General features: G+C 55.8%; 12 protein-coding genes. 5 read left to right on the top strand and 7 right to left on the bottom strand.

Annotated elements, in window-relative coordinates; genetic code table 11:
• From ADN00_RS11665 to ADN00_RS11650, 4 genes are all read right to left on the bottom strand, one after another.
• A partial coding sequence (locus tag ADN00_RS11665) for a Glu/Leu/Phe/Val family dehydrogenase (protein ID WP_407944718.1) occupies positions 1 to 484 on the bottom strand: 484 nt, incomplete at its 3' end.
• Positions 485 to 554: 70 nt separating this feature from the next.
• Positions 555 to 2,282, bottom strand: a complete 1,728-nt coding sequence (gene ptsP / locus ADN00_RS11660; protein WP_075063165.1) for a phosphoenolpyruvate--protein phosphotransferase — start codon at positions 2,280 to 2,282, stop codon at positions 555 to 557.
• A 38-nt stretch (positions 2,283 to 2,320) separates the two neighbouring features.
• Complete coding sequence (locus tag ADN00_RS11655) at positions 2,321 to 2,590, bottom strand: HPr family phosphocarrier protein (RefSeq protein WP_075063164.1); 270 nt, start codon at positions 2,588 to 2,590, stop codon at positions 2,321 to 2,323.
• Positions 2,591 to 2,855: 265 nt separating this feature from the next.
• On the bottom strand, positions 2,856 to 4,931 hold the full coding sequence (locus tag ADN00_RS11650) for a BglG family transcription antiterminator (protein ID WP_075063163.1): 2,076 nt from the start codon (positions 4,929 to 4,931) through the stop codon (positions 2,856 to 2,858).
• A gap of 232 nt (positions 4,932 to 5,163) precedes the next feature.
• Here ADN00_RS11650 and ADN00_RS11645 point away from each other — a divergent pair, with 232 nt between their 5' ends.
• The 4 genes from ADN00_RS11645 (at position 5,164) to ADN00_RS11630 (ending at position 8,767) form a co-directional block, all read left to right on the top strand.
• Positions 5,164 to 5,640, top strand: a complete 477-nt coding sequence (locus ADN00_RS11645; protein WP_075063162.1) for a PTS sugar transporter subunit IIA — start codon at positions 5,164 to 5,166, stop codon at positions 5,638 to 5,640.
• Between the two features lie 68 nt (positions 5,641 to 5,708).
• Positions 5,709 to 6,815 (top strand): pyridoxal phosphate-dependent aminotransferase, encoded by a 1,107-nt coding sequence (locus tag ADN00_RS11640; protein ID WP_075063161.1) that lies wholly within the window; start codon positions 5,709 to 5,711, stop codon positions 6,813 to 6,815.
• Positions 6,816 to 6,927: 112 nt separating this feature from the next.
• The gene (locus ADN00_RS11635) at positions 6,928 to 7,230 is read left to right on the top strand and encodes a PTS sugar transporter subunit IIB (protein WP_082390089.1); all 303 of its coding nucleotides are present in this window, start codon (positions 6,928 to 6,930) and stop codon (positions 7,228 to 7,230) included.
• Positions 7,231 to 7,381: 151 nt separating this feature from the next.
• Positions 7,382 to 8,767, top strand: a complete 1,386-nt coding sequence (locus ADN00_RS11630) for a PTS transporter subunit IIC (RefSeq protein ID WP_075063159.1) — start codon at positions 7,382 to 7,384, stop codon at positions 8,765 to 8,767.
• A gap of 306 nt (positions 8,768 to 9,073) precedes the next feature.
• Here the strand turns inward: ADN00_RS11630 and ADN00_RS11625 are convergent, their stop codons facing one another.
• From ADN00_RS11625 to hisC, 3 genes are all read right to left on the bottom strand, one after another.
• Positions 9,074 to 9,841 carry a hypothetical protein gene (locus ADN00_RS11625; RefSeq protein WP_075063158.1) on the bottom strand — a complete coding sequence of 256 codons (768 nt, stop codon included), beginning with the start codon at positions 9,839 to 9,841 and terminating at the stop codon, positions 9,074 to 9,076.
• A 99-nt stretch (positions 9,842 to 9,940) separates the two neighbouring features.
• On the bottom strand, positions 9,941 to 12,655 hold the full coding sequence (locus tag ADN00_RS11620; RefSeq protein WP_160317519.1) for a LuxR C-terminal-related transcriptional regulator: 2,715 nt from the start codon (positions 12,653 to 12,655) through the stop codon (positions 9,941 to 9,943).
• 207 nt (positions 12,656 to 12,862) lie between these two features.
• The gene (gene hisC / locus ADN00_RS11615; RefSeq protein ID WP_075063156.1) at positions 12,863 to 13,975 is read right to left on the bottom strand and encodes a histidinol-phosphate transaminase; all 1,113 of its coding nucleotides are present in this window, start codon (positions 13,973 to 13,975) and stop codon (positions 12,863 to 12,865) included.
• 547 nt (positions 13,976 to 14,522) lie between these two features.
• Between hisC and ADN00_RS11610 the strand changes: the two genes are divergently transcribed.
• Positions 14,523 to 15,443, top strand: a complete 921-nt coding sequence (locus tag ADN00_RS11610) for an ABC transporter ATP-binding protein (RefSeq protein WP_075063155.1) — start codon at positions 14,523 to 14,525, stop codon at positions 15,441 to 15,443.
• The last annotated feature ends 4 nt before the right edge of the window (positions 15,444 to 15,447 follow it).

Here is a 15,447-nt window from a genome sequence, read left to right as displayed (position 1 = left end):
AGTATTCGTCCATCATCCAGCCCATCATCTGCGGGGTGGTGCCCACGTCGGGGGCGGGCACGTCTTGGCGCGGGCCGATGTTCTTCCACATTTGCTGCACCCAGCCGCGCACCAGGCGCTCTTTCTCACCGGGCGAGAGGGTGGCCGGGTCAACGATCACGCCGCCCTTGCCGCCGCCGAGGGGAATATCGACCACGGCGCATTTCCAGGTCATCCACATGGCCAGGGCGCGCACGGTGTCGGCGGTTTCATCGGGGTGGAAGCGGATGCCGCCCTTGTTGGGGCCGCGCGAGTCGTTGTGCTGCACGCGGAAGCCCTCAAACAGGCGCATGCTGCCGTCGTCCATGCGCACGGGGATGCGGAAGTGGTATTCGCGCAGCGGCCAGCGCAGAAATTCGCGCACCTGCGGGTCTAGGGCCAGCAGATCGGCCACATGGTCAAATTGTGCTTGAGCCATTTGAAACGCGTTTGTCTTGGTGGACATGATGGTAAGGTTTTTTTTCTCCAATCCAATATAATTTTCAACAACTGAGACGTTTGCTGAAAAACACGTCTTACAACTCATTCAAGAAGGGGTATTTCTGGGCAACGTAGGCGCGCACGTCGGATGGGGTTTCCATCTCCAATACGGCCTGGGCAATTTCTTTCGTATCAGCCAGGTTCATCTCGCGGATGATCTGCTTGGCAATCGGAATGGCGGGAGCGTTCATGCTGAATTCATCCAACCCCAGGCCGAGAAGAATGGGAATGGCCAGCGGTTCGCCAGCCAGCTCACCGCACACGCCCACCATCTTGCCTTTTTTGTGGCCGGCATTGATCACGCTGGCGATCAGGCGCAGCACGGCCGGGTCGAAGGCGTTGGCCAGGTCGGAAAGGTTGGGGTTGGTGCGGTCAACGGCCAGGGTGTATTGGGAGAGGTCGTTGGTTCCAATGGAGAAGAAATCCACTTCATCGGCCAACTGGTCGGCCAGCAGCGCGGCGGCAGGGATTTCGATCATGATGCCCACGGGCATGTTCTCGGCCACGGGTTTGCCCTCAGCGATCAGTTCCTGGCGGCATTCTTCCAAAACTTCTTTAGCGGCGCGGATCTCGGACTTTTTGGCCACCATGGGAAACATGAGATGCAGGTTGTGCTGGTAACCGGCGCGTAAGACGGCGCGCAGTTGGGTTTTGAACAACGGGCGGTTTTTGAGGCACAGGCGAATGCCGCGCACGCCCAGGAAGGGATTGAGTTCGTAGGGCAGGTCCAGGTAGGGGAGCTGCTTGTCGCCGCCGATATCCAGCGAGCGCAGAATGACCGGGCGGCCATCGAAGGCATCCAGGGTGTCGCGGTACGATTTGTACTGCGTCTCTTCATCGGGCATTTTGGTTTGCTGCAGGAAGTTAAACTCGGTGCGGAAAAGCCCCACGGCTTCGGCGCCGTTCTTCAGGGCTTCGGGGGCGGCGCTCACACCTTCCACATTGGCGGCCACAATCACCTGATGCCCGTCTTTGGTGACGGCCGGCAGATGGGCTTGATCGAGGGCTTTGCCGAGGTGCTGTTTCTTTAAGTCGCGCAGCGACTCATAGCGGGCGTACTCCACGGCGTTCATCTCGGTCACCAGCTCGCCTTTGTAGCCGTCGAGGGCGATGGTGGCGCCGTCAGGCAGGCTGAGCACTTCATCTGATGGGCCTACCAGGGCGGGAACGCCCAGGCTGCGCGCCAGAATGGTGGTGTGCGAGGTGGGGCCGCCTTCGAGGGTGCAGAAGCCCAGCACCATATGGTGATCCAGAGTGATGCAGTCGGAGGGGGTGATATCGCGTCCGATGATGATGGAGGGCGCGGTGAGGTTTTCATAACCACTTTCGGTGATGCCCAGCAAAACGCGCATCACGCTGCTGGCAACGTCGCGCACGTCCAGGGCGCGGGCGCGGAAGTACTCGTCTTCAATCGCTTCCAGCTCGGCGCAAAACGCTTCTGAAGCGGCAAACAAGGCGGCTTCGGCGTTGAGCGGAACGCGGTAAATTTTTTCTTTAACGGCATCATGCAGTTCCGGGTCGTCCAGAATGGACAGGTGCGCCTCAAAGATGGCGGCCTCGTCGGCGCCGATCTCAGAGCGGGCATTGACATAAACAGCATGAATTTTCTCTCTGGCAACCGCTACCGATTTTTGAAAGCGTTCCCATTCTTCAGCCGGGTTTTCTGGCGCGTAGCTCTTAAACTCGAGGCGCGCTTTTTTGAACTGAAATACCGGGCCAATTGCAATTCCACGGGAGACCCCAACACCTGTAAAAACACGCATCTTGTCTTTCCCTCCCATCCGGGTGAAATGCTGGCGGATTAATTAAAGTTGTTGGCGATGAGGTCGGTGAGGGCCGTGATGGCTTCGGCTTCGTCGCTGCCTTCGGCAATCAAGCGGATTTTATGGTCTTTGCAGACGCCCAGACCCAAAATGCGGATGATACTTTTGGCATTCACCAGGTTGGAACCGGTGGTCATGTTGACCACCTGGATGTTGGATTGAAACCGGTTGGCGGTGCGCACAAAAAGATCTGCGGGGCGGGCATGCAGCCCATGTTCGTGTTTGACTTGAATTTCAGCTTCCATCATTCCTCGCTCCTTGTATTTTGCTTAATCTCCGGTAAGAGATGAGAATTAAACTTGCATTTATGAATGGTTTACTACTTTTGTTGTGTGATTCAAGCGCCTGAACGGCAACCGGCGCTGCAAAATCATTATAGATGACCGCGATGCTCTTGCATTGCGTTATTTTTGTAAATAAAAGTTGTGACAATAAAACACTAACGCCTTGTTCACTGGATAAAAATCAGCGGTTATCAATGCGTTAATCTGTTAATGGCAGGTATTGTTAATGTTACTCGGAAGGGGGTTGGTACTGGTGGACGTTGGGAAGCCAGCGCCAGATGGTGCGCAAAATATCGGCAGGCGAAAGCGCGGCACGCAGATCGGCCATGAAGGCCTGATTTTGCACCAGGCTGTAAAGCTGGAAGAGCGCGGTGAGATGGGAATGGTTATCCACCGCACCAAGCACGGCAACAATGTCGACTGGGCCGGTTTCCGCATTGTGGAAGATGACCGGCTGGCGCAGCTTCATCAGGGAGATGCAGAGCTGGTTGACGCCTTCGGTGGGTTTGGCATGCAGCAGCATCATGCCGGGCGCCAGGCCCATGAACGCGCCGTGTTCCTCAATGATCCGTGATGTGGCGCGCAAGTAACGCTCTTCAATATCGTGGTCGCGGATGAGCGGCTGGCAGGCGGCGTAAACTACTTCCTGCCAGGTGTCAAAACCATCGTGGATGACAATATGTGAGGTTTTGAGCAGATCGACCAGGGATGTTTTCTGTTGCGAGATGAGACTTTTCTCGCGAATCTCGCGGTTTTTCTCGTTGATCCATTTCTGGATGGCATTGATGTCTTCCTCGTCCAGAAAGGGGCTGATTTCGATGACCGGCAGGGGCAGATTTTGGAGCGGCAAAATACTGAGGATCACATCCGCTCGGTATTCAGGGTCCTGATCCCAATCAAAATTATTCATGACCTGGGTGATGTGAAGCTGGGGAAACTCGTATTCCAGGCGCGCTTTAAGCAAAGTGGGGTGGGCGCGGACGCCGTCGCTGGCGATAATCACGCGGTGCCTGACGCCCTGTTCGGTGCGCAGACGCTCCAACGATGCCGCCAGGTAAAGGGCGATGTTGCCAATTTCCGCGGCAGGCACGGGTTTGCCAAAGCGTTTTTCGATGATTTTCGCGCCATCTTCAGCGCTGCGATAGACTTCTGGGTAGCGTTCGCGGATTTCATCGAGGTAATTATTGCGAATGGGCATGCCGTATTGAATGCGGTAGATGTTTGAGCCCAAATGCCCGGCCAGGCCTTCAATCAGTTCCGAGTCGATTTTTAACATGGGGTGAAGCTGCATGGAGCACAGCGAGGCGATGTCGCGGGCTAATTGCAGGGTTTCTTCGTTGATTTCGTGATCATAATCTTCGTTAACCAGGGCCGTGTTAGTGGAATATGCCCATTTACAGCTTAACAGATAGGCGGTAATCAATTCCAATTCGGCGGGCGGCAGGGCGCGGCCTGTCCATTCGGCAATATCATAGGCAATCAAGCGGGTTACATCCATCTCAATCGTCTTTTCCACCACCGGGTCAACCTCGCCGGTGAGCCAGCGGCCCTCTTGCATGGCCTGAATGGCTAACGCGATATATACCATAATCTCCACCCGCGAGCGCAGCGCCATTGTGCGCCCCAAGCTGGCCTCAATTTTGGCGACCAGCCGCCGTGAGAAATGAAGCGGCAGGCTGTTGATCAGGTTTTCAAAGCGCGTGCTGATGGATTGGTCGGTATAGCGGTTGTCAGAGCGGAAATACCCGCTTAAAAGATGCCATTTGCTGTCGCCAATTTCCTGGCGAATGAGGCGTAAAAGAGCAAACCGGCGCGAAGATTCGGGGCATTCCAACCACATACCGCGGTTGGTCTGGCGCATGAGATGCATGCCGAAATCGCCAAGCCAGGCTTCAATTTCCTGCAAATCCTTGAAAATGGTGGAACGCGAGATATTCTCCGCGTCGGCCAGGCGGCTGGCTGAGAGAGGCTCGCGGCTGGTGAGCAGGTTGAGCAGGATGATACGCACGCGCTGCTGGTGGGTAAGAATGATGTCGGTGTCTTCCAATTGGCTAAGGTTGGAGAGGAGCTGCCGGCGCTGCGCGCGGCTGGCGAGTACTTCAAAGCCAAACCCAGGGCGGCTGACAAACTCAACCTTCAGGCTTTGCATCCAGGCGCGCACCAGGTCCATGTTGTATCGAATAACACGCGGAGAAAGGCCGGTGGCTTTTGCCAGTTCGGTGAGGGTGAGCCGGCCTTCGGCGCGCAGAAGGGCATCGATAATGCCGCGCTGCCGGGCGTTGAGAAAGGGAGTTTTGAGGGGCATATGCGGCGATTATAGCATAAATAGTATGCAATTGTCTTAACTGAAAATTACAAATAAAACATAAACGGATTGGGTATCAAGTTCTTATAATAATGATCACACAATATTTTACTGGTGAAAAACCTTATTGGTATCTTTGTTGGAAAATCGCTGCCTGGATGGTAAGCGCTTCATCCAGAGCAGCATTCTCCATGACAGTGAGTATCACAAATCCACCCTCAGGAAATGATTAATGGCGACGGATATTCTCTCCAATATCGAAGTATTGAACCTCAATCATGCAACCAGCCGTGAAGAAGTGCTGACGGTCATGTCGAAGGTGGTGATTGAGAAGGGATACGCGACTCCCGGTTTTCTCAACGCGGTTTTGGAACGCGAGCGGAATTACCCGACCGGTTTGCATACCCGTGGTGTCGAAGTCGCAATTCCCCATGCCGACCCGGAATGGACCCTTAAACCCTCTCTGACGGTTGGTGTGCTGCAGAACGCGGTGGAGTTTGAGCCCATGGGCGGCGAGGGAGACATGGTGCAGGCGCGCCTGATCTTTTTGCTGACCATCGCTGATCCCTCAGAGCACCTCAATTTCCTGAAGGCTTTTGCCACCCTGGTGGAAGATGAGGATACCCTTGTGGAATTTGAGAAGAATCCCGATATTCACTACCTGCTGGGGCGTTTGCAAAGCGCTTTACAGGCTGAAACAACCAAATAGCTGTCGTTCGACCCTCAACGATAAAGGTACATGACCATTTCACTTAAGGAGTAACCACCGTAGAAGCTATGGAATTCAAACCGCTCGTCAACCCCCGCATTTTCGATGTGCCCGATTATGACCAGCACCACGTTACGCAGTGTTGGGAAGATGCCAGCATTCACCGCGCCATGTCGAATGAATCGAACTACGCGCCCATTCCGGCTGTTCAGCAGGCGATTATTGAAGCCGCATCGCAGGCGAATTACTACGCCGAAGATCCCTCTTACGCTCTGGCGCTGCGCTCGAAACTGGCCGCCTACAGCGCGGTGAAGCCCGAAAATATCACCCTGGGCAACGGTTCGATTGAAGTGCTGGACCTGCTCTTCCAAATCTTTATTGCCAAACCCGGTGAAGATGAGTGCGTGTTGGTGCAGCCCGATTATTCCGCTTACACCCCCCGCATCAAATACTTTGGCGGGGTGATCAAATATGCCGATACTGACGCCAATTTTGTGCCCGACGCGGACGCGATTATCGCGCAGATTACCCCCAAAACCAAGTTTGTGCTTTTCTCACGCCCCAACAACCCGATGGGCACTGTGATGCCGAAAGAAGACGTGCGCCGCATTCTGGAGACGGGTGTGGTAACCTTTGTAGACGAAGCCTACGTTGAAATGGCCGATGACGGCACCTCGGTCTCTCCGTGGTTGAGCGAATTTGATAACCTGGTTGTGCTGCGCACGTTCAGCAAGGGCTTTAGCCTGGCCGGCATTCGCCTGGGCTATGTGATTGCCCACCCCGAACTGATCCGCTATGTTAACCGCTCTCGCCACATCTTCAATGTCAACCTGGCGGCGATGGCAGCCGGAAACGCGGCCCTGGACCATATGGACGAGGTGCGCCAGATCTTCAAGAAGCTGGCCGAAACCCGCGATTGGATGACAGAAGAAATCGCCAAAATCCCCGGCCTGAAGCCGATCCCTTCCAAGGGCAACTTTGTGATGATTAATGTCAAAGAAACGGGAAAAACCGGCACCGACTTTGTCAATCATCTGATGGGGAAAGGCTACATGGTGCGCGATTTTTCCAAGAAGGCCGGTTTGGAGCCAGGCGCTCACTTCCGCATTTCGGTTGGCCTCCCTGAGGTGATGATGAATCTGCTGGGAGAGATTAAACTCTACCTGAACCAATAGTTCTGATGGTTTGTGCTGGAAAGGCCGCGAGGCTTGCCAGCACAAACTTTTTTCAACTGGGGATACACACTCACAGTGGGTGTTGAAATTCGATTAGAAAAGGAGCATTTGTATGAACAGACCTGCAGTAATTCTCGTGATGTGCGGCTCTTCCATTGCCACGTCATCGCTGGCCGCTGTCAAAATTGAAGATGAGGCCCGCCGCCGAAAAGTGAAAGTGACCGTCAAGAAAGGCAAAGTCTCTGACACGGATGTGTTGATTCAGACCGTTCACCCAGACATCATTGTTGCCACCGCGCAGATTAAACCGCGCGAAGATGTGTTGGTCTTCAGTGGCGTTCCGCTGCTCACCGGCATTGGCCAGGACAAACTCTACAACGATTTGTTCGATGCCATTGCGAAAATGGCTGACTAAAGAACTTCGTTGACCAATCCGTGCTTAAGTGAAAACCAGGAGGTGGTTCAATCAGAGATATACAAGGAGAAGACGATTAACTGGTGTAGTTTGTTTACTGTGAAGCCGTGTAATATCCAAACTAACGAACCTGGAAACGAGGAAAGAAGCGATGGATTTTAATCAAATTTTTTCTACCATTCTTGATCCCGTGCTGAACGCTGGTCCGCTGTTCATGATTTTTATCGTGTTCACTGTGATCGGCCTGCTTGTTCGCCTGGGACCAGTCCGCGCCATTCGCAATGGCCTGATGATTTCGGTAGGGTTCTCTGGTGTGTACATCATTGTTGACTACTTCCTGGCCAAAGTAGCCCCCGCGGCTACCGCGTTGGCAGAGCGCTTCGGCGGCGTGTTCACCTACACCGATATCGGTTGGGCGGCGTTTGCCTCTTTTGCGTTCTCTTCCCCCCTTGCCTACGCAGTGATCGCCATCAGCCTGGGCGTCAACCTGCTGATGATCTTCACCAACATGACCGACACCCTGAATCTGAACATTTGGGACACCTGGGAAGCCACAATTGCCACCCTGATTATCTTCGGTTTGACTGGCAACGCGCTGGTTGCTCTGGTCTTCTCGGGTATGCTGGCCTGGTTGAACCTGATGATTTCGGACTGGTACGCCCTGAAGGGCTACTGCGCCGACTACGGTTTTGAAGGTATCTCCTTCTACCAGGGCACCAACGTATCGTGGGGTATTTTCGCTCATTATGTGGCCCGTCTGCTGGATAAAATCCCGGCGACTTCGAAAGCGACCTTCACCCCTGAGTATGTTCAGGAAAAATTCGGCGTCATCGGCGAGCCAGCCGTTTTGGGCGGCATCATCGGCGCCCTGATGGGCATTGGCGCTGGTTTCTTCTGGACCGATGTTGTTATGTTGATGATCAGCCTGGCCACCGCTCTGGTACTGCTGCCCATGATGTCGGGTATCGTTATGCAGGCGCTGGTGCCAGTATCGGAAGCTGCCGCGAAATTCATGAAAGAAAAGACGGGCGGCCGCGAGTTGTTCATTGGTGTAGACCCGGCTATCGCTGTGGGTAACACCACTGTTCTGGCCACCACCGTTCTGATGGTCCCTGTTTTGCTGCTTCTGGCCTTCATCATTCCCGGCGCTGTCAACGTTCCGCTGGCCGACCTGCCCGCTTTGCTGTTCTTCTGGGTATTCGTAGCCGCCCCGAACCGCTTCGACATGCTGCGCACCTTCGTAACCACCATCCTGATGGGTATCATCGGTACCTTCGTTTCGATCGCGGTTGCCCCGTGGTTGACCATGGTTGCCATCAATCAGGGTTTGGAAGTTGCCGAAGGCACCGGCGTTACCAGCTGGTTCGGTCACCTGACCCCCGAGTTCCTGTTCGCTGGCCTGTACGGCTCGAACTTCAATACCCTCGGCCTGCCTGGTTTGATCGTGATCATCGCGGTTGTGGTTCTGGCCACTGGCGCGCTGCGCATGCGCCACAATAAGGCCATGAAGGCCAAAGCTGCCGCTGTCGCAGAGTAATTTGACTTCACAGTTTCATCAGTTCAATAGCTCCCTCGGTTGAACCTCAGGGGCCGCCCAAACCATGGGCGGCCCCTTTTTGTGCGACCCCACCCCACAAGCCCTCCCGAAAATGCGTTTTCCAGCATTTTCGGGAGGGAGTATCACAGTCAGCTCAGTGGTTTTTTGCCTTCGGGAAGACGGCACGTTACTGAAGAATGGGTTTCTGATATTGACCTTACGCCAAACCCTGCGATTAATTGTGCGGTAAAAGAAAAACCGGGGCGTGCAGCCCCGGCGGTATGGCGCGATGATTGATCTGCCTGATTAGCTGATGAATGGAGCGGATTTCTTCTGCGGGTTAATCAGCGTGAAGAGCTTGCTTTCCATTTGCTCAAGCGCGGCCGGGTTGAGCTGCTCTGGCTGTTCTTTGACCCAGCGGTAGATGCGGTTGATGTTGAGTGCCTGGGCTTTGGATTTGGTGTCGTAATTGACCGGGTTGCCCATGAACAGAATCAGAGGGGTGATTTCGGCATTCAGGTCTTTGCTGAGGGACTTGGTGAGATGATTGAGCATGGGCGCCGGGTCGGCAAAATTCTTTTTGCCCGGCCGTCCGGCGGCGACGGTGAGGGTATAAACCCCTTTGGGCCCGCACAGCACAAACGGGATGGCTTCTTTGCTGCCAGCGGGGCTGATGTCGCGGAAGATAGCCCATTCGTCGCTGAGGTAGCGCAGCTCAGAAAGAATGCGCTTGGTATGGTCGCCCTGCATGGGCGGGTCAAAAGGTTCGTCTTTGAGGATGGTGGTGATTTTGTAGAAGGTGGTTTTGCGCAGGCCGACTTTGAAAACTGAAGCCGCGATTGCATAGATAAAGACGCCGGCAAACGCAACCGCGATGGAGTAGGTTTGCGTATCGCGATAGTTGAGGCCCTGTTGGGTGATCTGCTCGCGCAGGATGAAGCTGAGGAAAAAACCAGCCGTGCCCAGGGCAACGATGGCCAGCCCAATCACCAGGATGGTGTAGACCGCGCTCTTGCGCTGCTGCGGGGAGAGAATTTTTTCCGGGGTCTGTTCGGGGTTGCGGACAAAGCGCATGATCCTGCTCCTCTGTAACGGTAAATTTTGAAACCGGCTTTATTATATCAGAGGGCGAGGGACTGGCTTCATTCATTAACAGTAAAAGTACAGATTTAGTTACAAGATTCCCAGCGAGCGGGCGCGCACAACCGCCTGGCGGCGCGATTCCACGTCCAACTTGGTGTAGATGTTGTGCAGGTGGCGTTTGACGGTTCCGGGGGTGATGACCAGCCGCTCGGCAATTTCCTGGTTGGAGCACAGCGCTTCTACCAGGTGCAGCACGTCAATTTCGCGCTGGGTCAGCGGCTCAAAGTAACGGTTGTGCAGCAGTTCCACGCGCGCCTCGGCAGCGGCCCGCGCGGGGGCAGGCGGCGATGGGGCGGTTTCGGTGGGCGCGGTAGGGTGTAGAATCTGGCGGATAAAGGGGCTGCGGTCAGATGAGTCCTGCAAGCGGCGCAGCATCGCGGCCATGGGTTCGCCTTCATCCAGAAAGACGCGAATATATTGAGCCGGAGCGGCGATCTCCAGGGATTCTTTGAGGGCTTCCAGGGCCGGGTCTGGCTGGCCCATCAAATTTAACGCCAGTGCTTGCAGAGCGAGCAGTTCAAACAAATGACCATTACGCCCCGCCCCGCGCGCCAGTTGGATGAGGGGCGAGAGCAGGGTAAGGGCGCGTCGCGGCTCCGCGAGAGCGGTGTAGATACGCGCAGCAACCAGGCTTTCTACCTGGCGGTCGTAGAATGACCCCACCCGCACGCGGCGCTCATAAGTGTTGAGCCATTGTTCGGCCTCATCAACGCGGTTCTGACGCAGGCGCAGCCAGGCTTTGTAGGCCAGCGATTGCAGAATGCGGCTTTCGGTATCCAGCTCGCGGGCGGTCAGCTCGGCTAATTCGATAGCGCCGTCGGCGTCTTGCGGGCTGCCGGCAGAGAGCAGGGCGTGGGCCAGCTTGACATAGCCGTAAGAGGCGTGGCGGTGGCTGCCAATACGCTCTGAAAGGGCGATTCCGGTGCGCAGTGATTCGATGGCGCGTTCCAGGTGATTCCATTCGTAGTAGACTTTGCCGAGCAAGAAGCAGGCTTCAAAGGTGTTGCTGGTAGGCGCGTACTCTCCCAATTTGTCGGGGCTGCCCAGGGCCTCTTTGAAGTACATTTCGGCTTCCTGCAGGTTCCCTTTGCTGAGGCAGACGTGACCCAACAGGTAGCGTGAGGTGGCCAGCGATGGCTGGCTTTGCGCCATTTGACCGTCGCGCAGGGCTTCGCGCAGCGCGTCTTCACTCTTGGCAATATCGCCATCGAGGTGATGGCCAATTCCCAGGCAGTTCCAGGCCAGGCTGCGCTGGAGGCGGTTCTCGGGCGGGAGGTATTCCAGCGCCTGGCGGGCAAATTGTTGAATGCGCGGGGCGTCCGATTCGTAGCGCAGCAGCAGAGCGCGAATGGCAAACAACTCACCCAGGCCGGTCAGGTCGTGGGATGCCTGCAGATACTGCTCTGCCAGAGTGAGATAGTGTTCGGCAGCGGCCAGTTCTCCCAATGAAAGAAGGGCGTAGGCGTATTGAAGATACAGGCGGGGATGCTGGCGTTTCTCTTCAGCGGGGAGTTTATCAATCCAATATTTGACGGTGGTCCATTGGTTGTTGGCACTCAGGTAGTCCCAGGCCGACTCGTGCAGCACGCGGGCGGCTTGCGGGTACTGCTGAGCGCAGATCAAATGCGAGACGGCGTCCAGGGGAAGCTGGTGGGCTTCGTACCACTTTGCCGCGGCCAGGTGCAGGGCGGCGGCGCGCTGCGAGTGGTTTTGATCGAAATAGCGTTTGAGAACATTGCCAAAAACCGGGTGAAAGCGAAACCAGGTATGCGTTTCGTCCAATGAGATCAGAAAAAGGTTGTTCTTCTGCAGGTAGGCAAGCATTTCTGTGGCGGCGGCGGGCTGGTTTTCGGCCTGGAGCAGGGCGTTGCACAGGCCGGCGTGCAGCCGCTCTACAATGGCGCAGGTAACCAGAAAGTCGCGCACTTCTCGCGGCTGCTGGTGAAGCACTTCTTCCACCAGGTAGTCGAACAAGTAGGGGTGGCCGAGGGCGATTTGTTCAAGCACCTGGTTGGGGTTGCTGCTCTTGCTCAAAGAGAGGGTGACCAATTGCAAGCCAGCTGCCCAGCCTTCCATTTGCTTTTCCAGCATATCAATCGATTCGGGCAGCAGGCCAATATGGGCGGCGGTTTCTAAAAACTGGCGTGTCTCTTGTGAGGTAAAGCGCAGGTCCTCGCTGCGCAGTTCGAAGAGGTTTTTCTGGGCGCGCAGGCGCGCTAGCGGCATGGGCGGGTCTTTGCGGGTGCTGATGAAGATATGCGCGTTGGGGGGCAGATGCTCGATGAGAAAGCTCATTCCGCTGTGCACCGCGGCGTGATCAATGAGGTGATAATCGTCCAGCGCCAGGATAACCGGCAGAGAAAGTGCCGCGATTTCGTTGATTAAGCCTGCCAGGGCGTATTCCAAAGGCGGCGGATCAAGCTGGTCGAAAAGCTGCAACACCCGGCTTCCCAGGCCTTCAAAACCGGTCTGCAGGGCGGTGACGAGGTAAGTGAAAAATCGAATGGGGTCATTGTCCCCTTTTTCCAGCGAAAGCCAGCAGACCGTGTTCTCCCTCTGCCGGGCTGTGAGGCACCAGTCAGCCAGCAGGCTGGTTTTGCCAAAGCCGGTGGGCGCGGAGATGAGAGTGAGGCGGTGGCGCGTGCCCTGGTCCAGCAGATGAATCAGACGCGGGCGGGCTACATACCCCGGCCGCACCTGCGGGATATAGAATTTGGTGGTGAGCAGCGGAAAGGTGAAAGACAAATTTGGCTCCAACATAACCGGTGAGACCACGCTCTTCCGGAGAAGGCTGGAGATATTATAATGTTTTTCTTTCGCGAGGTGAGCGATTGTGGGCATGGTTTTGAAGTACTGGCCTGGTCTCTCAAGAGCCCAGGCCAGGAACTGGCTGCGCTGGGGATGGCGCAGGCCAAAGGAATGGTTAGATTGATGCGGCTGGTTCCCCGGCGGTTAGTGGGTAAGCGACATAACCACCTGGGTGTGCAAGACTTCCAGAACGCCCTGGATGTCTTGCTGGGTGCCAATGGTAACGCGGAAGAAACCTTCACCGGGCAGGCCGCGGGCGTTATCAAAGCAGCGGACAAGATAACCGGCTTCCAGCAGGGCATCGTAGAAGAATTTGCCGGGCTGGCGGGTCTTCTTACAGTTGATCATCACGAAATTGCCCTGGGAAGGGATGGGCTGCATACCCGGAATCTGGCGCAGGGACTTGATAAAAGATTCGCGGTTTTCAATCACTTTGAGCGTGTTGGCGCGGATGTATTCGGCGTCTTCCACGGCGGCGATGGCGGCTACCTGGGTGAGCAGGCTGATGTTAATTGGCACGCGCACGCGGTTGATGCTTTCGATCACGGCTGGCTGGGCCACCACAAAGCCGAGACGAATGCCACCCAGCCCCATCGCTTTGGAGAAGGTGCGGCTGATGATGAGGTTGTCGTATTTTTCCACCAGATCACAGACCGTTTGCTTAGAGAATTCCGTGTAAGCCTCGTCCACGACGACGATGCAGTCGAGGTGGCACAGGTCTTCCAGCAGCTCGCGGCTGATCATGTTGCCAATCGGCGCGTTGGGGCGGCTGAGAATGATCATTTTGGTGCGCGGCGTTACTTTGGCGGTGAAATCGGCGAGGGTGTAGTTGAAGTCTGCGTCGGGTGTAACGTCGACTACCTTCGCGCCAAAAATTTGCGGGCGGCGGGTGTAGGGGGAATAATCGGGGCAGGGCAGCAAAATTTCGTCGCCCTCATCAATGAAGGTGCGGGGCAGCATATCAATGTTTTCCATGGAGCCATTGCCCACCGTGATCCAATCGGGCCTGCCTGCCAGTCCCACATAACCGGCCAGCGCTTCGCGCAGTCGCAGATGCGTCCCCGAATCTTCGGGGTAGTAATTGATCTGGTTGAGCGATTCCACCAGGGCGGAAATGACGCGCGGTGAGGGAGGAAAGAGCAGCTCATTGCCCATCAGGCGGCGCAGCTCAGGCCGCTGCCAGGCCTGGTGAAAGTGTTCTAAATTGTAAGCCGCGGCAGATTTGACGGCTTTGCTGACTTTGCTGGTTACGTCCATATATACCTCCAAACAGGTTTGCTCATGCAGGGCAAATCACTTCAGAATTAGTTTAGACGATGCAGCCAATTTTGGCATGTATCCATTGGATACATTTTCGGGCGGACCCCACCCCAAGCCCTCCCCAAAATGCTGGAAACGCATTTTCGGGAGGGAGTGGTTTTTTTTCATGAACGGGATTCTCTTGTAGGGTGGTGTGGAGGGCGGGCCAATCAACTTTGAGGCAAAATCATCTTGAAACCGCCCGAAACCCACCGGTGCATCCAAACATGATGGATGGTGGGTTTCGGTGCAGCAAACTTGTCGAAACACCAACATTCTCATGCCCCTGCACCCACCCTGCGGGTGGCCTCCCACCCTACCAAAAACTGGATATGGTAAAGCTGCGGGGGGTGCCGGGCAGCGAGAAAATTCACCCGCCTTCATTTTTTCAAAACAGGACTAAAATTAGGGGTTGTGAAAAAATGCGGCGCAACGTTAACCAAATCTTTATCTTTTTTTGCTATGTTTGAAATTGTGTTAAATCTCCAAAATTCAGGAGGGGAACGTGATTAGAGTTCAGGATTTGCAAAAAGCGTATGGGAATGTGCAAGCGCTGCGAGGCGTGAGTTTTGACATTGCCCAGGGAGAAATTGTGGGCCTGTTAGGCCCCAACGGAGCCGGTAAAACGACCATTATTAAGACGATTACCGGTTTTCTGCAGCCGGACGCGGGTGTGGTGGAGGTGGACGGCATCGATGTGATGCAAGACCCGCGCGGGGTTCAGGCGCGCATCGGCTACCTGCCAGAGAATGCGCCGCTCTACCCGGAGCTGACCGTGCAGGCAACGCTGCAACTGGCGGCGGATTTACGTGAAATTCCCGAGGATGCGCAGCTGGAGAAGATTTCGCGGGCGGTGTACGCGGTGGGGCTGGAGAAACACCTCACCCGCCCGATTGGCACGCTGTCGAAAGGCTTCCGGCAGCGGGTGGGGCTGGCGCAGGCCATTTTGCACCAACCGCCGCTGCTGATTCTGGACGAGCCCACGGTGGGTCTTGATCCGCGACAGATCGTCGAAATCCGCGGGTTGATCAAGAGCCTGGCCGGGCAGAGTACGGTGCTGTTCTCCACCCATATTCTGCCGGAAGTAGAGGCGCTGTGCGACCGGGTAATTATTCTGATGAACGGTGAAATCCGCGCCAACGCGCGCCTGGATGAGCTGGCGGCGACGGGCAACGCGGTGGTGGTGCTGGGTGAGCGCCCGGCGGGGGCCGAGTCGCTGCTGCGCGGGCTGCCGGGCGTGGAAAAAGTGGAGGCGTTTGAAAACGGAGACGCTCACCCGGCGTACCGTGTGTTGGGGAACAATGGAGCTGACCTGACGCCGGCCATTTACCAGCTGGCCGCTGCCAATGGCTGGCGTCTGCGCGAACTGCGCCGCGACACGCGCAGCCTTGAATCAATTTTTAACGAAATTGCCATGGCAGCTTAAGAGG

Origin of the sequence: Ornatilinea apprima (assembly GCF_001306115.1) — a bacterium.
GTDB classification, from domain to species: Bacteria; Chloroflexota; Anaerolineae; order Anaerolineales; family Anaerolineaceae; genus Ornatilinea; species Ornatilinea apprima.
This window is presented reverse-complemented; position numbering and strand designations above follow the sequence as displayed.